General features: G+C 59.3%; 18 protein-coding genes. 11 read left to right on the forward strand and 7 right to left on the reverse strand.

The features are described 5' to 3' along the window. Positions 1-398 precede the first annotated feature (398 nt). Together tsf and rpsB are read right to left on the reverse strand one after the other, a co-directional pair. Positions 399-1,262, reverse strand: coding sequence for a translation elongation factor Ts (gene tsf / locus LRR79_RS13460; RefSeq protein WP_231757703.1), 864 nt, complete (start codon positions 1,260-1,262; stop codon positions 399-401). 132 nt (positions 1,263-1,394) lie between these two features. Next, the gene (rpsB, locus tag LRR79_RS13465; RefSeq protein WP_231757704.1) at positions 1,395-2,144 is read right to left on the reverse strand and encodes a 30S ribosomal protein S2; all 750 of its coding nucleotides are present in this window, start codon (positions 2,142-2,144) and stop codon (positions 1,395-1,397) included. A gap of 509 nt (positions 2,145-2,653) precedes the next feature. Between rpsB and map the strand changes: the two genes are divergently transcribed. From map to LRR79_RS13505, 8 genes are all read left to right on the forward strand, one after another. Beyond that, on the forward strand, positions 2,654-3,424 hold the full coding sequence (gene map / locus LRR79_RS13470; protein WP_231757705.1) for a type I methionyl aminopeptidase: 771 nt from the start codon (positions 2,654-2,656) through the stop codon (positions 3,422-3,424). A gap of 68 nt (positions 3,425-3,492) precedes the next feature. Beyond that, a complete protein-coding gene (locus tag LRR79_RS13475; protein ID WP_231757706.1) occupies positions 3,493-6,228 on the forward strand; it encodes a [protein-PII] uridylyltransferase in 2,736 nt (911 codons plus the stop codon). A 39-nt stretch (positions 6,229-6,267) separates the two neighbouring features. After that, positions 6,268-7,455, forward strand: coding sequence for a succinyldiaminopimelate transaminase (dapC, locus tag LRR79_RS13480; protein WP_231757707.1), 1,188 nt, complete (start codon positions 6,268-6,270; stop codon positions 7,453-7,455). A 53-nt stretch (positions 7,456-7,508) separates the two neighbouring features. After that, the gene (gene nth / locus LRR79_RS13485; RefSeq protein ID WP_231760032.1) at positions 7,509-8,162 is read left to right on the forward strand and encodes an endonuclease III; all 654 of its coding nucleotides are present in this window, start codon (positions 7,509-7,511) and stop codon (positions 8,160-8,162) included. 37 nt (positions 8,163-8,199) lie between these two features. Further along, positions 8,200-8,544 (forward strand): ArsC family reductase, encoded by a 345-nt coding sequence (locus LRR79_RS13490; protein WP_407665252.1) that lies wholly within the window; start codon positions 8,200-8,202, stop codon positions 8,542-8,544. Positions 8,545-8,594: 50 nt separating this feature from the next. After that, positions 8,595-9,626: a 2,3,4,5-tetrahydropyridine-2,6-dicarboxylate N-succinyltransferase gene (dapD, locus tag LRR79_RS13495; protein WP_231757709.1), complete on the forward strand. Its 1,032-nt coding sequence runs from the start codon at positions 8,595-8,597 to the stop codon at positions 9,624-9,626. A gap of 398 nt (positions 9,627-10,024) precedes the next feature. Beyond that, positions 10,025-11,152 (forward strand): succinyl-diaminopimelate desuccinylase, encoded by a 1,128-nt coding sequence (gene dapE / locus LRR79_RS13500; protein ID WP_231757710.1) that lies wholly within the window; start codon positions 10,025-10,027, stop codon positions 11,150-11,152. A 191-nt stretch (positions 11,153-11,343) separates the two neighbouring features. Beyond that, entirely contained in the window at positions 11,344-13,305 is a 1,962-nt protein-coding gene (locus tag LRR79_RS13505) for an alpha/beta hydrolase family protein (RefSeq protein ID WP_231757711.1), read from the forward strand. 171 nt (positions 13,306-13,476) lie between these two features. On the opposite strand, the gene LRR79_RS13510 is transcribed toward LRR79_RS13505, so the two are convergent. The 3 genes from LRR79_RS13510 to LRR79_RS13520 all read right to left on the reverse strand — a co-directional run bounded on the left by LRR79_RS13510 (position 13,477) and on the right by LRR79_RS13520 (position 15,231). After that, positions 13,477-13,875, reverse strand: a complete 399-nt coding sequence (locus LRR79_RS13510) for a hypothetical protein (RefSeq protein WP_231757712.1) — start codon at positions 13,873-13,875, stop codon at positions 13,477-13,479. Positions 13,876-13,882: 7 nt separating this feature from the next. Next, positions 13,883-14,434, reverse strand: a complete 552-nt coding sequence (locus tag LRR79_RS13515) for a flavodoxin (protein ID WP_231757713.1) — start codon at positions 14,432-14,434, stop codon at positions 13,883-13,885. Positions 14,435-14,715: 281 nt separating this feature from the next. Beyond that, complete coding sequence (locus tag LRR79_RS13520) at positions 14,716-15,231, reverse strand: Spy/CpxP family protein refolding chaperone (protein WP_231757714.1); 516 nt, start codon at positions 15,229-15,231, stop codon at positions 14,716-14,718. 270 nt (positions 15,232-15,501) lie between these two features. Between LRR79_RS13520 and LRR79_RS13525 the strand changes: the two genes are divergently transcribed. The 3 genes from LRR79_RS13525 to LRR79_RS13535 all read left to right on the forward strand — a co-directional run bounded on the left by LRR79_RS13525 (position 15,502) and on the right by LRR79_RS13535 (position 18,469). Beyond that, positions 15,502-16,206 carry a response regulator transcription factor gene (locus LRR79_RS13525; protein ID WP_231757715.1) on the forward strand — a complete coding sequence of 235 codons (705 nt, stop codon included), beginning with the start codon at positions 15,502-15,504 and terminating at the stop codon, positions 16,204-16,206. Positions 16,207-16,209: 3 nt separating this feature from the next. Continuing rightward, positions 16,210-17,619, forward strand: coding sequence for an ATP-binding protein (locus LRR79_RS13530; protein ID WP_231757716.1), 1,410 nt, complete (start codon positions 16,210-16,212; stop codon positions 17,617-17,619). A gap of 151 nt (positions 17,620-17,770) precedes the next feature. Then, on the forward strand, positions 17,771-18,469 hold the full coding sequence (locus tag LRR79_RS13535; RefSeq protein ID WP_231757717.1) for an SRPBCC family protein: 699 nt from the start codon (positions 17,771-17,773) through the stop codon (positions 18,467-18,469). Between the two features lie 69 nt (positions 18,470-18,538). On the opposite strand, the gene rluB is transcribed toward LRR79_RS13535, so the two are convergent. After that, positions 18,539-19,408: a 23S rRNA pseudouridine(2605) synthase RluB gene (rluB, locus tag LRR79_RS13540; protein ID WP_231757718.1), complete on the reverse strand. Its 870-nt coding sequence runs from the start codon at positions 19,406-19,408 to the stop codon at positions 18,539-18,541. Beyond that, a complete protein-coding gene (gene scpB, locus LRR79_RS13545) occupies positions 19,405-20,415 on the reverse strand; it encodes an SMC-Scp complex subunit ScpB (protein WP_231757719.1) in 1,011 nt (336 codons plus the stop codon). Before scpB ends, rluB begins: the two co-directional genes overlap by 4 nt. Between the last annotated feature and the right edge of the window lie 198 nt (positions 20,416-20,613).

Genomic DNA, 20,613 nt, shown 5'->3' on the forward strand with positions numbered 1-20,613 from the left:
CGTTCCCGGTCGCGCCCGCCGAACATTACAACAAATTCGGCGCTTTACCTATGGCTATACCGATCTGGCCGGACTCAGAGTGCAGGAAAGCCTCGCCCACCTCCAATTTCGCTCAAATATCGAGCAGAAATCCCTAGTGGTCCATGCGAAAGTTCGGTAACTAAGGAGCACAGCCAAAGTGTTCAGATCAAGGCGAGAAAGCGTAGGAATAGTGGTTCTATTTCAAGCTTTCTCAACGCAGAGCTGGACGCTTTGGCGAAGCGAACAGTTACACAACTTTCCGCATGCACCACTAGTGGCCAGATACAACAGCGGGGCGCCCCGGACGTATTCTAACGAACACACCGGGAGCACCCCGCTGGCGCCAGCGACCGGACGGTCGCCGGCTGACGCAAGCATCAAGAGCTGGCTTTAACCTGAGCGGCTACTTCCGCAGCAAAGTCAACGTCTTCTTTCTCGATACCTTCACCCACCTCAAAACGCACGAAGCTGGCAACGTCGCCACCGGCATCTTTCACCAGTTTGCCGACGTTAACGTCCGGGTTCTTGACGAAAGGCTGTTCCACCAGGCTGTTTTCCTTGAGGAACTTCTTGATACGGCCGCCCATCATCTTCTCGACGATTTCGGCAGGCTTGCCTTCCATGTCCGGCTGCGCCTTGATGATGTCTTTTTCCTTCTCCAGCACGTCCGTCGGCATATCTTCCGGCTTAACCACTTGCGGGTTAACCGCGGTTACGTGCATGGCCACATCGCGCGCAGTTTCAACATCACCGCCGCTCAGGGCAACAATGGCGGCGATACGGTTGTTGGAGTGCACATAGGCACCCACGACCGGCGCTTCTACCAGCTGGATACGACGAACACCGATGTTCTCACCGATCTTCTGCACCAGCGCTTCGCGCGCTTCTTCCAGGTCACCTTCCATCAGTGCAGCCACATCTTCCTGACGGTCAGCAAACGCCTTGTCGACCACTTTGCCCACAAACGCTTTAAAGCCTTCGTCGCGCGCAACGAAGTCGGTTTCGGAGTTCACTTCAACCAGAACACCGTAGCTGCCGTCTTCGGCAACCTTGGCAGCAACAACGCCGTCAGCAGCAGTACGGCCAGCTTTCTTGGCCGCTTTCAGGCCGGAAGCCTTGCGCAGATCTTCAATCGCTTTCTCGATGTCGCCGTCTGCCTCATTCAGTGCCTTCTTGCACTCCATCATCGGCAGGCCGGTGCGCTCGCGCAGTTCTTTTACCATTGACGCGGTAATCGCCATGATTCAATCCTCGGGTTCAGATTCAAATTCTTTGTTGGATTTGAAAAAAAGGGGCCGGATAAGTGGCCCCTTTTCCCTGCAGCGTAACCGAAAAATGTTACACCGCCAGTAGCCTGCGGCTATAACTCCGAATTAGGAGTCCGCAGCTTGCTGATCGTCTTCTGCTTCAACGTATTCGCTTTGAGCAGCAGCGCCACCAGCTTCGGCAGTGCCCGCCAGAACAGCGTCAGCAACTGCAGTGGTGTACAGCTTGATGGCACGGATAGCGTCATCGTTGCCAGGGATAATGTAGTCAACACCTTCCGGGCTGCTGTTGGTATCCACGATACCGATCACAGGGATACCCAGCTTGTTGGCTTCCTGGATCGCGATGCGCTCGTGCTCAACGTCGATCACGAACAGTGCGTCCGGCAGACCACCCATGTCTTTGATACCACCGATGGAGCGCTCGAGCTTCTCCATGGTGCGGGTGCGCATCAGGGCTTCTTTCTTGGTCAGCTTCTCGAAGGTGCCGTCCTGAGACTGGGCTTCGAGATCGCGGTAACGCTTGATGGAAGCGCGGATGGTTTTGTAGTTGGTGAGCATACCACCCAGCCAGCGGTTGCTGACGTAGGGCTGACCTGCACGCTCGGCCTGCTCTTTGATGGACTTCTGCGCAGCGCGCTTGGTGCCAACAAACAGAATCTTCTTCTTCTGCGCTGCCATGCCTTTGATGACTTGCAGAGCGTCGTTGAAGGCCGGAACAGTGTGCTCCAGGTTGATGATGTGAATCTTGTTGCGAGCACCAAAGATGTATTCACCCATCTTCGGGTTCCAGTAGCGAGTCTGGTGACCAAAGTGGACACCAGCCTGCAGCATATCGCGCATGCTGACTTGCGGCATAATAAACCTCAATAACAATAGCGGAAGCCGACGACCAGAACGTCACGGTCGAGAACTTCCCGGGTTTGATCCTCCATATACCCCATTCTCCAATCCCCGGACCACCCCTCATAACTGAGAGATCAGTGACCACGAAGACACCCAGGACAATGTGCCGGTATATGTGCGGCGTTTGTTAAGGGCGGCAAAATTCACCACCCTTTGTTTAGTTTCACTCCGGGCACTGCCCAAAGCGGCGCGCTTTATACCACATTCCCGGAGAGGCTGGAAGTGTGACGAGCGCCACAGGGGAAATAATGGAGGGATTACAGCCACTCGGGTACCAGATCCGTCAAGCCGGTCACCTAATGCCCTGCCCCTGTAATTCCGCTACAATACCGCGCCGTTTCCGGACCCGGCGGAACAACCTGTCGTTTCAGGGTCCGGTTTGCGCCCGAAGTGCCGCCAGATCGCGCGCTTTTGCCCACAACACACTGTGAAGAACTAGCCACAAACCGTCGGGAAGATTCATGACCAATGCCGTAAAGACACCAGAGCAAATCGCCAAAATGCGCACCGCCGGCCGCCTCGCCGCCGAAGTGCTGGAAATGATTGGCGAATACGTAGTTCCCGGTGTCACCACGGAAGAGCTGGACCGCCGCTGCCATGACTACATCGTCAATGAGCAGGAGGCCATCCCCGCCTGCCTCGGTTACCGCGGTTTTCCGAAGTCCATCTGCACATCCGTCAACGAGGTGATCTGCCACGGCATTCCCTCTGAGTCCAAGGTGCTGAAGAAAGGCGACATCATCAATATCGACGTCACCGTGATCAAGGATGGCTGGTATGGCGACACCTCCAAAATGTACTTTGTCGGCAAGCCGGCACCACACGCCCAGCGCCTGGTCAAGGTAACCCAGGAATGTCTGTACAAGGCCATCGAGATCGTGCGCCCCGGCACCACACTGGGCGATATTGGCCACGTGATCCAGCAACACGCGGAAAAGAACTACTACTCGGTCGTCAAGGATTTCTGCGGTCACGGCATCGGCGATGTGTTCCACGAAGACCCGCAGATCCTCCACTACGGTAAACCAGGCACCGGACAGGTGCTGGAAGAAGGCATGACCTTCACCATCGAACCCATGATCAATGCGGGGAAACCGGGCAGCCGGGTACTGCGCGACGGCTGGACCGCCGTGACCGTAGATCGTCGCCTGTCCGCGCAATGGGAGCACACCATGGCGGTCACCAGTGACGGGGTGGAAATTCTCACCGCGCGCAAGGAAGAGTCATTCTGATTTCGAGCGCTCCTATGACATTATTCAGCGCTCGCGCTGGCCGACAGGGTTAACCGGATTCCGCACCTATGAATTCTATGCAGCTGGCGCAGTTACCGCATTTTGAAAAACCCCTGTTCTTCTTCGACCAGTCCCGGTTCCGGAGAGACCTGGCTGAGGGCGCCCGCCCCACCCTGGAGATATTCAAGGACGCGGTGGGCGCTGCAGACACGCATATGGCGCGTCGCTTCAGCGAGGGGGAAGACGTCCGCACTCTGGTCTACGAGCGCGCCCTTTTTGTGGACTGCCTGCTGCACTACGCCTGGCACCAGTTTCAGTGGCCCGGGTCCGTCAGCCTGCTGGCCGTGGGCGGCTACGGCCGCGGTGAGCTGCACCCCAAATCCGATATTGACCTGCTGATTCTCACCACTGAAAAGCCCGATGCGACCGTCGTCGACAATATCGAACGCCTGGTGGCCTTTCTCTGGGACCTGACACTCGACATCGGCCACGCGGTCCGCACCGTGGACCAGTGCATGGAAATGGCCGCGGAAGATATTACCGTCGCCACCAACCTGATGGAGTGCCGCACCATCGTCGGCAATCCCGCTCTGTGCGACGCGCTGGCCGAGCGTATGACGCCGGAGAGCCTGTGGCCCGCCGACCAGTTCTTCACGGCCAAATATGAAGAGCAGGAAGCCCGCCACAGTAAACAGCAGGGAGCCGAGTACAACCTCGAGCCCAATATCAAAAACGCCCCCGGCGGCCTGCGGGACATCCAGACGATCAATTGGGTGGCGAAACGCTATTTCCGGGTGCGCACGCTCAAGCAGCTACAGGGTAAAGGGTTCTTTACCGAGGAGGAGTTCGCCATCCTCCAGTCCGGCGAGGACTTCCTGTGGCGGGTGCGTTACGGACTGCACCTGCTGGCCGGGCGCCCGGAAGAGCGCCTGCTGTTCGATTACCAGCGGGAACTGGCACGGGATTTCGGCTACAAGGACAACGACACCCACCTTGCGGTAGAGCAGTTCATGCACACCTACTACCGCATAGTGATGGCCTTGCGGGAACTGAACGATGTGATGCTGCAATTCCTCGACGAGGTGATTCTGCAGCGGGGCACGCACCTGCCGGTGACACCGATCAACGAGCGCTTCCAACTGCGCGGCAACACGATTGAGGTAGCGGTCACCCGCACTTTTACCGAGCACCCCCCCGCCCTGCTGGAAATCTTTGTGCTGATGGCAAACAATCCGGAGATCCACGGCGTGCGTGCCTCCACCATCCGCCTGATGCGCGAACACCGCCACCTGATCGACGACCAGTTCCGCGCAGACGCGGCCAATGCGCGCCTGTTTATGCAACTGTTGCGCAGCCCCCGCGGCCTCTCCACGCAACTGACCCGGATGACCCGCTACGGCATCCTCGGCCGCTACCTGCCGGAGTTCGGCCGCGTCACCGGGCAGATGCAGCACGACCTCTTTCATATTTACACCGTGGACGCCCACACCCTGCAGGTCGTGCGCAATATGCGCGGCTTCCGCAGTGACGAGGCCTGGGAAAAATTCCCGCTGGCGGCAGAGATCCTGTCGCGGATGCGCAAACCGGAACTCCTGTATATCGCCGGCCTCTATCACGATATCGCCAAGGGGCGCGGTGGCGACCACTCCAAGCTCGGGGTGATCGACGCGGACGCCTTCTGCCGCCGCCACGGCCTGTCCGCCCGCGACCGCCGCTTGGTGTGCTGGCTGGTGGAGAAACACCTGCTGATGAGCGCGGTATCGCAGAAACAGGACATCACCGACCCGGAAGTGGTACATGCCTTCGCCGCCGAAGTGGGCGACCGCGAACACCTGGATTATCTGTACGCACTGACCGTGGCCGACATCAACGCCACCAACCCGGACCTGTGGAACAGCTGGCGCGCCAGCCTGATGCGCCAGCTGTATCAGTACACCCAGCGCGCCCTGCGCCGTGGTCTGGAGAACCCCATCGACCGCGATGAGATCTACGTGGAGACCCAGGCACAGGCGCGAAACATGCTGCGCGCCATGGGCGTGCCCAGCAACGCAGTGGAAGACATCTGGTCGGAAATGGGCGAAGACTACTTCGTGCGCGAAAGTGCCGACAGTATCACCTGGCACACTGCCGCCATCTATCAACTGCAGAAAGACCCGGCGCGGGACGAAGACAGCGATACAGTGGTGCTCACCCGCAACTCCGGTCCCGGTGAACACGACGGCGCTACCGAAGTGTTCGTCTACACCCCGGACAGACCCAATGTGTTTGCCGCGGTGGTCACCGGCCTCGACATGCTCAACCTGAATATTCACGACGCCCGCCTATACAGCTCCGCCGGGGGTTACACCCTGGATACCTTCTATGTACTGGACGAATCCGGGCAACCGCTGCTGGACGAGCCCCACCGCCTGGAACAGATCCGCAACACTCTGCAGAAAGAGCTGAAACTGGTGGAGGACTACTCCAAGGTAATCAAGCGACGTACTCCACGCCGTCTGAAAATGTTCCACCTGCCCAGCCAGGCCCATATCTCCACCGAGCCCGGCGACACTTACAGTACGCTGGAAATCACCAGTGCGGACCGCCCCGGGCTGCTCGCACGCATTGCGCGGATTTTTATTACCCACGACCTGCGCCTGCACAACGCGAAGATTTCCACCCTCGGGGAACGGGTGGAGGATATTTTCCATATCACCGATGCCGACGACCAGCCGCTGACCGACGACAGTCTGATCGAATTACTGGAACAGGCCATCTGTCAGGAACTGGACGCCCACCAGGCCACGCTGCCACCGCAGCCCTGAGACCGTCACCTAAAAAAAGCGCTTCGAGCAGACAAGAATATGAACCCGAATTTGCAACAGTTGCAGCCCTACCCGTTCGCCAAACTGGCGAAGCTGAAAGAGGGTGTCGAAGCACCGGCCGCACTGGCCCCCATCGCCCTATCGATCGGTGAGCCAAAGCACGCGCCGCCCACATTTGTACGCGATGAGCTGATCGACAATCTGGAAAAACTCGCCGCTTACCCGCTCACCAAAGGGCTCGACGCCTTGCGGGAGACCATCGCCAATTGGCTGTGCAACCGATTCAGACTCGCATCATTGAACGCCGACAGCGAAGTGATTCCTGTCAACGGTACTCGCGAAGCCCTGTTTGCCTTTGCCCAGGCAGTTGTGGCTCCGGGATCGAAGGTGGTGATGCCAAACCCCTTCTATCAGATTTACGAAGGGGCCGCGTTTCTCGCCGGCGCCTCGCCCTATTTCGTAAACTGCAATGCGGAAAACAGTTTCAAGCCCGACTTCGCGTCGGTGCCGGAAAGCGTGTGGCAGGAGTGCAGCCTGCTGTACCTCTGCACTCCGGGGAACCCCACCGGCGCGCTGTTGACGAGCGAAGACCTGCAACAACTGATCGCCCTGGCGGACAAATACGATTTCATCATCGCCTCCGACGAATGTTACTCGGAACTCTATTTCGATGAAGCCAATCCGCCTGTAGGCCTACTGCAAGCCTGCGCAGAACTCGGGCGCGATGACTACCGCCGCTGCGTGGTATTTCACAGCCTGTCCAAGCGCTCCAACCTGCCCGGCCTGCGCTCCGGATTTGTCGCCGGCGACGGTGAAATTCTGGAGAAATTTCTGCTGTACCGCACCTACCACGGCTGCGCCATGCCGGTACCGACGCAGTACGCCTCTGTTGCTGCGTGGCAGGATGAGCAGCATGTGATAGAAAACCGGGAACTGTACCGCCAGAAATTCGACGCGGTACTGGAAGTCCTCGACGGCTGCCTCGAGGTGCAAAAGCCCGAAGCGAGTTTTTACCTGTGGCCGCGCGTCGGTGACGGCGAGGCCTTCGCCCGCGAACTGTTCCGGCAGCAGCACATCACGGTGCTCCCCGGTGCTTACCTGGCCCGTGAGGCCAGCGGCGTAAACCCCGGCGCGGAGTATGTGCGCATGGCTCTGGTGGCCACTCTGGAGGAGTGTATCGAAGCGGCGAAGCGCATCCGCAGCTTTTGCGGAAATAATCCGTTGTAGGAGCCCGCTCGCAGGCGAATAACATGACCGAAGAAATCGCAGTAAAGAAAAACCTGCTCAAACAGGAACGCGTGGACTATATCCTCCACCGGCTGGAAGCGCTGTACCCGGAAACACCGGTACCTCTGGACCACTTCGATGCCTACTCTCTGCTGGTGGCGGTGCTGCTATCCGCCCAGTGCACCGACGAACGGGTTAACCAGATTACCCCGGCGCTGTGGGAACTTGCGGACAACCCCTACGACATGGCCAAGGTACCAGTGGAGAAAATCCGCGAAGTGATCCGCCCCTGTGGGCTGTCACCGCAAAAGTCCAAGGCGATTAAGAAGCTGTCGGAAATTCTGGTGAACGAATACCACGGTCAGGTACCGGAAAATATGGCAGCGCTGGAAACCCTGCCGGGGGTCGGCCACAAAACCGCCAGCGTGGTCATGGCACAGGCCTTTGGCCACCCGGCATTCCCGGTAGACACCCACATCCACCGACTGGCCCAGCGCTGGGGCCTCACGTCCGGCAAGAATGTGGCGCAAACGGAAAAAGACCTGAAGCGGGTTTTTCCGCGGGAAAAATGGAACAAGCTGCACCTGCAGATCATCTTCTATGGCCGCGAATACTGCTCGGCCCGGGGCTGTGACGGCACTGTGTGTGAGATCTGCACCACCTGCTATCCTGCGCGCAAACACCCCAAGAAAACCAGAAAAGCCTGATCCAACACCATCAGACGCAACAGCAACGGAACAAATGATGATTACCCTGTACGGCATCAAGAACTGTGACACCGTCAAAAAGGCCCGCAAGTGGCTGGAACAGAATAAAGTGGAGTACACCTTCCACGATTTCCGCGAAGACGGCATGGGCAGCGTCCCCCTGGCCCAGTGGCTGGAAGCGTTCGGCTGGGAGCAGGTGCTGAACCGCCGCTCCACCAGTTGGCGGGCCCTGGATGAGACACAAAAAAATGGTATGGACAACAGCAGCGCCCAGGCACTGGCCCTGGAGACCCCAACACTGATTAAACGCCCGGTAATGACGAAAGGCGCCGAAACGCTATTCGGCTTCAAAGCCGACAGCTACGCCAGCTTCGTTCAATAAACCCGGGCAACGCACATCAAGAAATTCAGACTCACGAAAAGGAAACCATCATGAGCAATCTGTACAGCATTGGCTTCGGCGTCGGCACCTGCAATAGCAAGGGCGAGTGGCTGGAAGTCTACTTCCCGCAACCGCTGCTGAACCCCAGCGAAGAAGTGGCCAAGGCCGTGACCGGCACCCTCGATATCAGCGGCGGCAACGTCTCTGTGGCCCTGGAAGAGGCCCAGCTGCAGCCACTGGCGGACCAACTGGCCAGTGCCGGTGCCGAGGAACAGGCGGCCATCCTGCGCCAGTTCGCCGGCAGCCAGCGTCCGCTGGTCGCGGTGGTTCTGCACAGCGATGACGCCCCGCAGTCTGCACCGGAGTCCTACCTGAAGCTGCACCTGCTGTCCCACCGTCTGGTCAAACCCCACGGCACCAAGCTGGACGGCATCTTCGGCCAGCTGGCGAATGTGGCCTGGACCAACCAGGGCGCCATTGACCTGGCGGAACTGCCCCAGCGCCAGCTAGAAGCGCGTCTCAAGGGCGAGCTGCTGGAAGTGTCCTGCGTGGACAAGTTCCCGAAAATGACCAATTACGTCGTACCTGCCGGTGTGCGTATCGCCCACACCGCCCGTGTTCGTCTGGGTGCCTACCTGGGCGAAGGCACGACCATCATGCACGAAGGGTTCGTGAACTTTAACGCGGGCACCGAAGGTCCGGGCATGATTGAAGGCCGGATTTCTGCGGGTGTATTTGTTGGCGCCGGCTCTGACCTCGGCGGCGGCAGCTCCACCATGGGCACCCTGTCCGGCGGTGGTAATATCGTAATTTCCTTGGGCGAAGGCTGCCTGCTCGGCGCCAACTCTGGCACCGGTATCCCCCTGGGTGACCGCTGCACCGTAGAGTCCGGCCTGTACATTACTGCCGGCACCAAAGTCGCCCTGCTGGACGACAAAGGTGAAGTGGCAGAGTCCGTAAAAGCCCGCGACCTCGCCGGCAAATCCGACCTGCTGTTCCGCCGCAACTCTGCCACCGGTGCGGTTGAATGCCTGACCAACAAAAGTGCCGTCGAGTTGAACGCTGAGCTGCACAGTAACTAATTTTTCGTCGCTACCGGGTCCATTTGGTTGCCGCCCTGTGGCGGCAAAGCACCTGGTGGAACATTTCGGAATCGCTGTAAATACATCCCTGTACGCTCCGGCGGTGCCATCCCTGGCACCGACGGTTCCGAAATGTTCCACCAGGCACTTTACCTTCAGTCGAAGTTCAGCACTTCGCATAGGAAAGCCAGGCAACCAATCGAACCTATTCGGAAAGTTGCGTTTCAATGCGAAGGCCTGCCTGCCGGGGGCTGTTCGCGAGACCTTCTGCGAGAGGGACCTCGCAGAAGAGCCCCCATGGATGGGTTCACGGCGTGTCTCGCGAACAGCCACCGGCAGGCAGGCCGCCCCACAACCGGAACAGTGCTCCCGATACCACGGAGCCAGTAGAAACTCTCATGACCCCGACAGTACAACTTACCTGCGACCTGATTAGTAAAAGATCCGTAACCCCTGAAGACGCGGGCTGTATGGACTTGATGCTCGAACGCCTGGAAAAAATCGGCTTCAAAACCGAACACCTGCGTTTTGGCGACACCGATAACTTCTGGTCCGTGCGCGGCGAAGAGGGCCCACTATTCGCCTTCGCCGGCCACACCGACGTGGTGCCCACGGGCCCGGAAGAAAACTGGAAGTACCCTCCGTTTGAACCACAAGTAGTCGACGGCATGCTGTACGGCCGTGGCGCGGCCGATATGAAAGGTTCACTGGCCGCCATGGTGGTCGCCTGTGAAGAATTTGTCGCCGCACACCCAGACCACAAAGGCCGCATCGCCTTTCTGATTACCAGCGACGAAGAAGGCCCGGCCAAACACGGCACCGTGAAAGTGGTCGAATGGCTGGAAGCCCGCAACGAAAAAATTGACTGGTGTCTGGTTGGCGAGCCCTCCAGCACCACCCTCGCCGGCGACGTGATCAAGAATGGCCGGCGCGGCTCTCTCGGCCTGGAGCTCACCGTATTTGGTATCCAGGGCCATGTGGCCTACCCGCACCTGGCAGAAAACCCCGTGCACAAACTGGCCCCGGCGCTGGCCGAACTCGCTGCGGAAGAATGGGATCAGGGCAACGACTTCTTCCCGGCCACCAGCTTTCAGGTCTCCAATATCAATGGCGGTACCGGTGCCACCAACGTGATCCCCGGAGATGTGAAAGTGGTATGCAACTGGCGCTTCTCCACAGAAACCACCGCCGAAGCGCTGGAAAGCCGTGCCCGTGCCATTTTCGATAAACACGGCCTCAACTACGAAGCCAACTTCAACCTCAGCGGACAGCCCTTCCTGACCGCCGAAGGCCCACTGGTTGAATCCGCACAGGCCGCCATCAAGAAAGTGACCGGTCGTGAAACCGAACTCTCCACCGCCGGCGGCACCTCCGACGGCCGCTTTATCGCACCCACCGGGGCACAGGTGGTGGAACTCGGGCCAGTGAATGCCACTATCCATAAAGTGGATGAGTGTGTGAAAGCTGAAGATCTCGACCTGGTGAAAGACATGTACCGGGAGATATTGAAAGGCCTGCTGGCGTAAACCCACGCACAGGAAGGCATGACCTTGCTCGCACCGATGTCGTCCGACCGGAATTCCAGTAGACTGACGTCTTGAGGATCGACCGGTTTCGATCGTCTAATGACAGATACGGGCGGCCGTGTGCGCAAGGTGGTGTACTGACCGATGCAACGGTTTCCCCTGGACATCTTTCCGTAGTACATGGAGTCATCATGCGCTTTCTTTCCGCAATGACCATCGCGCTGCTCGCGTTGGTCAGCCCTCTTGCCGCCACCACTGCCGCTGTTCCCCTCGAAGACCTGATCCGCCACCCGGAAATTCATCAGGTAAAAATTTCCCCCACTGGATCACATATGGCTGTCGCTCGCAGCTACGAGGGCGAGCGGGTACTGGTGATCATGAGTCTGTCCCCACTGAAAATCACCGGGTCCCTGCGGTTCCGCGGCAAAGAGGAAGTGGGCGAGTTCTACTGGGCAAATGATGAGCGGGTGGTGGCCGAGGTCATGAGCCGTCGCGCGGCGCTGGAAGCGCCCGTCAATTACGGGTCACTGTTCGCGATAAATGCGGATGGCAGCCGTGGGAAAAATATTTTTGGTTATGCCGCCGGCGAGCAGCAACTGGGAACCCGGATCAAGAAAGCGGAAGCAACTTATGCCCATGCGACCATTATTGACCCGCTGGTAGACGACAAGAACGAGATCCTGATCTCCACGTCCCCCTGGGCCCGGGACTTTGAAAGCCATGGCGACGTGCACCGGCTGAATATTTACACCGGGGTACGCAAAGAAGTCGTTGGCCTGCCTCAGGTTGGCGGACGCGCATTTACCGATGGCAAGGGAAACCTGCTGTTTGCCAATGGTACCAATCGCGAGAACAAGTACGAACTCTACGGGAAAGCCGACAACGGCTGGACTCAGATCACTCACCCTCTCCTGCGTAGCGCCTACCCGGTGGGATACGACCATGCAAACAGCACAAGCTACCTGGTAGTCGACACCCCCGAGGACACGGAAACCCTGGTCACCTGGGATGGGAAAAAGAACATCGTCAAAAAGGTGCTGCAACACGAGATTGCCGATATCAGCGATATCATCCGCCACCCGCGCACCCAAAAGCCCCTGGGGGTCTACCTGAATCCGGACTACCCCACGGTACAGTTTTTTGATGAAGGGGAAGGCTTTGCTCCTTTTTACCGGGGTTTGAAAAAAGCCTTCGAGGGCTACCATATCAGTTTCACCAGTTTTACCCGCGACGGGAAAAAAGGTGTACTGCAGGTGTCTGGGGATCGCTTACCCAGCGATTATTTTCTTGTGGATCTGGCATCCAAAAAAGTAGACTTCCTGCTCTCTTCCGCGGACTGGCTGGATCCGCAAAAACTGAATCCCATGCGCGCAGAGTCCTTTGAAGCCTCCGATGGTCTGCGCATCAGCACATATCTCACCTTCCCCGCGGGAACTGAAGAATCCGGCAAGCTGCCCATGGTGGTCATGCCCCACGGTGGCCCCCACGCACGGGACTTCTGGGGTTACACCCGGGATGCACAGATTCTGTCACAGAACGGCTATCTGGTTCTGCAGGTCAATTTCCGCGGTTCTACCGGATTCGGCAACCAATTTCTGGACGCGGGCAAAAATGAATGGGGCGGTGCCATCCAGCGAGACATTGCCGAAGCGGTACAGTGGGCAGTAGCGCAGGGTCATGCGGATGCTGATCGCGTGTGTATCTACGGTGCCAGTTTTGGAGGCTACTCGGCACTGATGAACCCGATCCGCTACCCGGAACTGTATCAGTGTGCCGCCGGCTACGTCGGTGTGTACGATCTGGAGCTACTGTACAAGAAAGGGGATATTCGCCGGCGCGATCGCGGGGTCGCCTTCCTGGGTGAAACCATTGGCCAGGACCCAGAAGTCATGCGTGCCAACTCTCCGCTGTATCACACGGACAAACTGAACCTGCCACTGCTTATCATTCACGGAGCGGAAGATGAGCGCGCGCCGGTGGCCCATGCGGAAGCGATGCTGGAAGAGCTGGAAAAAAATGGCAAACCGGCCAAGTCCCTGATCGTTGCGCACGAAGGACACGGTTTTTATAACGAAGACAATCGACGTCTGATGTACACCCAGTTGCTCAGCTTTCTGGATGCCAATATCGGGGTTGGCGCAGCGGAACAGTAGTCGCGAGAAAAATCGATGCGCCGTGATGGCTGCCCTCCACGGGGGTGAACCCGTGGCGGTGCGCCACCGGGAATGGCCGGTCCTTTACAAGGGCTGCAACACAAGGGCTGCAACGCAGTAGATGCGGCCTTCAGGTCACGCTGAGGCATTACGGATTTGATCAGAGGTTCTCTAGTGTAACCGACCGTGCCGCGCCGTGGGTTCAGGCTGGTGGTGACCATCGTAGCCGTGGGCCATGACAAAATAGTAGAGCACCTGCTCTTCGCCATCCGCCTCCGCCATCAGGTCGAAAATCACTTCGTCTTTGTCGCCCGGCGTCAGGCGCACGGAGCTGACCAGGTCCGGCTCGACGAAAACCTCCCCAATCAGGCGCTTGCCGCGCACCAACTGGACCAGCAGCGTGCGGGGATTTTCCTGGGTAAAGCGCCAGTGGAAGTCGTCGTCATCGTACAAAATCGAGTCTGGTGTTCCGGCACGCAGGATGCAATTACAGTGGTCCGCGAGCCACGGCCAGAATTCCTGTAACGCCATGGACCCCGAGGCGGCGGTTTGCCTTTCCGTTTGCTGCATGGTGGGCTCAATCCTCAAGCACTGCGACGCTGTCGGCGCCGCCTTCAAGACCAAACTCTTCCGCAATCTGTCGGCACCATTCATTCAGCCGCGCCGCGGTCATTTCTTCCTGCTGGTCCTCGTCGATGGCGAGGCCGACAAACAGGTTCTGACCGGTAATTTCCGCCTTCGAGGCGTCAAATTCGTAGCCCGCGGTAGACCAGAGGCCGATGATGGTGGCCCCATTGGAAACAATCACATCGTGCAACATGCCCATGGCATCGAGAAAATAGTCTCCGTAACCAAACTGATCACCGAGGCCGAACAGGGCTACGGTCTTGCCAGTGAAATCGATTTCCTGCACGTCTTCCCAGAAATCCTCCCAGTCCGACTGGATCTGGCCGAAATCCCAGGTGGGAATACCGAAGATCAGCTGCTCATACTCGGCGATTTCCAATTGGGTAACGTCCGCAATATCGTGGACCTCCACCCGGTCTTCCCCCAGGCGCGCTGCGATGCGCTGGGCCACACCTTCGGTGTTACCCTCGTCGCTACCGTAAAACAGGCCGATTTTGCTCACTGTATATCCTCAACTGCCAATAACTGCCCAGAGCAGCACGATACAGATGGCAGAATCCGACCGGCGCTCATGGGGCGGGCATTTTCCCAACAATAAGCGGGTTCAGCAAGGCGCAGCGGCGTTCCCGGTATGGCGGCGCCCCAAACAAAAAAGCCCCTGCAGAGCAGGGGCATCAGGGGTGGTCCCACCGGCGGTTGGGGTGGATGCCGGCGAGTCCTCTGCTGCAGGCGCAGCAGGAAGGTGTGACTGACTGATATCACATGAACATGAGAGGCAAGCGCTTAACCGCCCTGTTTTTCCGCGCGGCGGGCTTTGCGCTCTTCAAAGCGCGCCTTGCGCTCCGCTTTCAGCTCTTCCAGCTTGGCTTTCTGTTCGTCGGTAAGGATCGCCTCAAACTGCTGACGCTTCTCATGCATACGCTGCATTTTCGCGACTTCCAGCTTGCCGAGTTGCGCTCCCAGGCTGTCCAGTGTCGCCTGATCGGCGCCGGACTCGATCGCGTCGCGCAGCTGTTTGTGCAGGTCGCGCATCGCCTTGCGGTCCGCCTTGCGCGCCTCTTTACCGGCATCGCGGTCGGCTTTCAGCTGAGCCTTCTGACCCTCGGTAAGATTGAGTTCCTCCGCCAGGCGCTCGAACATGCGCCCCTTGTGATCACCGCGGTGGTGTTCACCCTTGTGATGACGCGGGCCCGGCTCTCCATCGGGGAAGGCCATCACCATGCCAGAGGTGGTCAGTGCGCTACCCAGAATCAGGGTACCAGCGAGAGTTTTCCAATTGTTCTTAGCCAGATATTTCATAGTGAATTCCTCATTTAACGCAGTGCTGTAGGGCAAACCACCTGGCCACTTTGTGTATCCCGTGTGCCGATGCGTGGATTTGCGTGTTTTCCGAGTCGGTAGGTGCATACTAGGCTCACCCACTGTAAATAGGGGCTAATGGCGGTAAACATTTGTTAAGAACGGTAAAACCCACAAACCGAATTCCCGATTCCCCGGCGTACTGCGCATATAATTCCCCCAACCACTGAGCAGTAACCCTGCACCACCCGGAAATGAGAGCGCTATTTCATGAGTCATATCCTGCTGGTAGACGACGACACTGAACTGACCGAGTTACTGGAAGAATTTCTAGTCGGAGAGGGATTCGAGGTCACCGTGGCCAATGACGGCGGCCGCGGTCTGGAGCTGGCGCGCAGCGTACCCTTCGATGCCCTGGTTCTGGACGTAATGCTGCCGGTACACAACGGCTTCGACGTTCTGCGCAAGTTGCGGGAAGACTCGGCCAACCCGGGCCATTCCCTGCCGGTGGTGATGCTCACCGCCAAGGGAGATACCGTTGACCGCATCGTCGGCCTGGAAATGGGGGCCGATGATTACCTGCCCAAACCCTGTAATCCGCGCGAGCTGGCCGCGCGCCTGCGCGCGATACTGCGCCGGGGGCGCAACGAGTCAGACCCCGGCAGCGACGACCTGGTCAATGGCCCTCTCCGACTCCTGCCCCGGGAGCACCTGTGCCAGTGGAACGGTCAGCCGGTCAATCTCACCGGCGCGGAATTTTCCGTACTCAAGGTGCTGACCGAGAGCGCCGGCCAGGTGGTCAGTAAAGAAGTGCTCACGCAACAGGCCCTGGGGCGCAAGCTGATGCCCTACGACCGCTCGATTGATGTCCACGTGAGCAATATCCGCAAAAAACTCACGGAACAGGGCGCGAGCCGGGAGCTGATCATCAATATCCGCGGTGCCGGCTATATGCTGACCCGCACCCAGGGCTGATCCATGAGCAGTCTGTTTGGACGCATTTTTTTCGGTGCCTGGCTCACCGCCATCATCATGGTGTTGGCAGCGGTGTATATCACCCATATCCGCGAATTCGGCGATCCCGCCCAGCGGGATCGCTGGGAAGGCCCGGAGCTGTTTCGCGAGATAACCCATAACCTGCGCATGACCCGCCGCCATGGTGTGGAGTATTTCCGCCACTGGCTCGATCAACAGCCGAAAGATGTGCAAAAACGCGTGTACGCCATCGATGGATCCGGCCAGGAAATACTGCACCGCGCCATCCCCCAGGATATGGCCCCCCTGTTTGCCGGCCTGAATTTCCGCAACCGCGAAGCCCGCGGGCTGGTAGACCGAAAGCCCAGCGTGGGCTTTTTTGTGCACCAACGGGGCGGTGAGACCCTGCGCGTGGTATTCATCGCCGGGAAAAGCAAAGAAGAGCTGCTACTGCGATTTATTCTGCGCAGCTTCTGGCCGATCCTGGTACTCGCCACCCTGGCGTCCGGCCTGGCCTGCTACCTGCTGGCACGTTACCTGAGCAAGCCTCTGGACAACCTGCGGGTAGCCACCCGGCGCGTTGCCGCCGGCGACCTCAGTTACCGGGTAACGCCGACCCTACGCGGCCACGGTCGTGAGCTGGGTGAACTGGCTGCAGATTTCGACTCCATGACCGCGCAACTTCAGGAATCCATGGCCGAGCAGCGCCGCCTGATCAAGGACGTGTCCCATGAACTGCGCTCCCCCCTCGCCCGCCTGCAGGTGGCACTGGGGATCGCGCGGCAGAAACAGGTGGCGGAACTGGATCCGGAACTCGACAAGATCGGCAAGGCGGCGGATTACCTCGAGGATATTATTGCGGATATTCTGTCACTGCCCGTCAGCGGAGACGCGCAGCGACCGCTGGATGACGTGGTGGAAATCAACGGCCTGCTGCAGGCACTGAGCGATGAATTGCAGGATGAAGCCGCCCGTAAACAGGTATCGGTTTCCCTGCGCGGCGAAGGTAGTGAGCTGTTGGTAGCCACCCGCGGCAGCTCTCTTACCGCCGCATTGGAGAACATCCTGCGCAACGCGATCAAATACAGCCCCGAGGGCGGCCAGGTGACCGTCTCGGTGAAAACCCTGGCACCCAGTGCGGCGGACCAGGGTGCCGGCGACAGTAGCGGACACTGTCAGATACAGGTTACCGATTCCGGCCGCGGCGTTCCCGAATCGGAGCTACAGGCCATTTTCCGCCCCTTCTACCGCACCGACGAAGCCCGCAGTCGCGAGAGCGGGGGCTTCGGACTGGGGCTGGCGATCGCCCAGCGCACCGTTGCCCAGCACCGGGGGCAGATCGACGCCTTCAATGCGCCCGCCGCGGGCCTGGCCGTACGCATCACGCTCCCCCTGCTGGATACCAGCTTCTAGTGGACGAGAGGGGGAACACTATTCCTCCCCTCGCCCGCTGGCGAAGCGGAAATTCTCTCAGTACACTTTCCTGCAGGCTTCGCTGGCCGGTGTTTTCGCAGTCCTCCACCGCCACCATTGTGCCGTCGTTCAATCCTACGGGGGGTTCTCCATGCGCTGGTTACTGTACATTCTGGTTTTTCTCGCCCTGCTGGTACTGGCTGGCTTCCTCTTCCCGCGCGTCGCCACTACAGAGCGCAGTGTGTATATCGCCGAGCCTCCAGAGGCCGTGTTCCCTTACCTGAACAATTTCCGCAACTTCAACAAGTGGTCCCCGTGGTACCAGATTGATCCGGAAACCGAATACGCCTATGAGGGCTTCCCGGAAGGTAACGGCGCCATCATGCGCTGGAACAGCGACAACCCCAGTGTGGGCAGCGGCTCTCAGACCATCACCGCCAGCGAACCCTACTCGCGGGTCGCCACCGACCTGGATTTCGGCACCCAGGGTCAGGCCAAGGCGGAATTCACCCTGCAGCCACAGGGCAGCGGCACCAATGTGACCTGGTCATTCGAATCAGAGATGGGCGGCAGCCCCATCGCCCGCTGGATGGGGCTGATGGTCTCGCGCATGGTAGGTAAGTCTTTTGAGGACGGCCTGCAGAAGCTGAAGACCCTGGTCGAGTCCGAGGCCAGTGCCGGCACGCCACCGGTTTCCGCCGACGAAGCGGTTCCCTCAGATGGTGGCAATATCGAGCCGGAGGTCACTGACCCGGGGATGGAGAACGAGATCATCGAAGGGGACGAACTCGAGGTACCTGATTCCGACGGTGATGCCATCGAGGATTTCGAACAGGACGAACAGCCCTGAACAGGCGCCACCGGCAGCACACCAGGCACAAAAAAGGCAGCCAAACTGCCTTTTGACGACCTTCGCTGATCAGTGGCTATTGCGCTTGGGCACCCGCCCGCCCGCCGGTACCGGGGACTTGCGCAGCTTGCGACGCTGACGCTGCAGCACCTCTTTCTCTGCCTGGGTCAGTGCGCGCTGGCCCAGCTTGGGCAGACCCGCGGTGATACACAGGTCATCAATTTCCCGGGGCTCCATTTCAATCCACTGACCCACACGTACATGGGAGGGAATAAATACACTGCCGTAGCGCACCCGCTTCAGGCGGCTGACCCGCACCCCCTGGGATTCCCACAGGCGGCGCACTTCCCGATTGCGCCCCTCCATCACCACGCAGTAAAACCAGCGGTTGGTGCCTTCACCACCGCTCTCCACAATATCGGTGAAGCGCGCTTCACCGTCATCCAGCGCCACGCCCTTGATCAGGCGCTTTTTCATATCGTCGTCCACCTGCCCCTGGATTCGCACCAGGTATTCCCGGTCGATGACTGAGGAGGGGTGCATCAGTTTGTTGGCCAGCTCACCACTGTTGGTAAACAGCAGCAGGCCGCTGGTGTTGAAGTCCAGGCGACCGACCGAGATCCAGCGGCCGGTTTTCAGGCGCGGCAAGCGATCGTAGACCGTAGGGCGTCCTTCGGGGTCGTGGCGGGAGCAGATTTCACCTGTCGGCTTGTTATAGAGAATCACGCGCACACGATGTCCGTCGCTTCCGGTGATACGCTTGCCGTCAAATTCAATCTGGTCGTCTTCACTGACCCGCTCACCCAGGCCGGCCACTTCGCCGTTCACAGTGACACGGCCAGCCTCGATGGCACGCTCCATTTCCCGACGCGAACCAAGGCCGGCGCGCGCCAATACTTTTTGCAGTTTTTCGCCCATTGGCGCTGCGTCATCACTCATGGGTGGAGGTTTTCCGGGGATTGCTGTTCATCTTCTTCCTGTTCGTCGTGCGGCGCCTCATTGGCCGCGACGTCTTCTTTACCAGCTTGCACTGGGGCATCTTCTTGCTCTGCTGACCATTCGCCCTCTTCCGGTACAGGTGCTTCTTCAGGGTAGTCCTGGTCACCGCCGCTGTCCGTGATTTCGCGGTGAGGGACTGCGGGGTCTGCGGGTTCTTCCGCCGCCGCGGCAGGGGGCTCCCCCTCCTCGACCGGTTCCACGCCATCCGGGTCGCGGGTCGCTTCCGCGGCCGCCTCGCCCTCGTCACCCGCGTCGTCGGCGGACTCAGCCGTATCCTGCGCCGGACTGGTGGCTTCCGCCGCTTCACCCGTCCCGTCAGTATCGCTGTCGGTGGACGTCGCGCCTTCCGCTGGTGCCGGCGCGCCATCGCCCAGATCCAGCGCGGCATTCAGACTTTCGATATCGCGAATTTCCGCCAGCGTGGGCAGATCGTCCAGGCTCTTCAGATTGAAGTAGTCGAGAAACTCCCGCGTGGTTGCATAAAGCGAGGGCTTGCCAGGGACATCCCGCTGCCCAACCACCTTGATCCAGCCCCGCTCCGACAGGCTTTTCACAATGTGGGAACTCACCGCCACACCGCGGATTTCCTCAATATCACCCCGGGTAATCGGCTGTCGATAGGCGATGATGGCCAGGGTTTCCAGGGTCGCACGGGAGTATTTCTGCGGCTTTTCTTCCCACAGCTTGTTCACCCAGGGGGCCAGGTCTTCCGGTACCTGAAAGCGCCAGCCGCTGGCCACCTGCTTCAACTCAAAGCCGCGCTCTGCACAGTTTTCGGCAATCTCTTCCAGAACCTGTCTGAGCGCCGCTTTTTCCGGGCGCTCCCCCTCGTCGATCAATGACAGAAGTTTGTCTTCCGACAGCGGTTGTGCCGCCGCCAGCAGGGCTCCTTCGATTATCCGGCGCAGTAATTCCGGGGCGATACTCATGTTGTTGGATTCACTCACTCTTCACTGAACTCCGGTGCCGTGCGCGGTGGATACTCCGCACTGGGTGCGGATTGAGGCGCATCGTCAAGCGCCAGCTCCCTACTGGACTGAGACATTTCCGCCTCCCGGGACTGTTCCGGCGCCATCCCGCGTGCAGGGACTTCCTCATCCGCAGGCACTTCATCACCTGCGGGCACTCCGCCATCGGGATGGTCG

The sequence above is a fragment of the Microbulbifer elongatus genome (assembly GCF_021165935.1).
Taxonomy (GTDB): domain Bacteria; phylum Pseudomonadota; class Gammaproteobacteria; order Pseudomonadales; family Cellvibrionaceae; genus Microbulbifer; species Microbulbifer elongatus.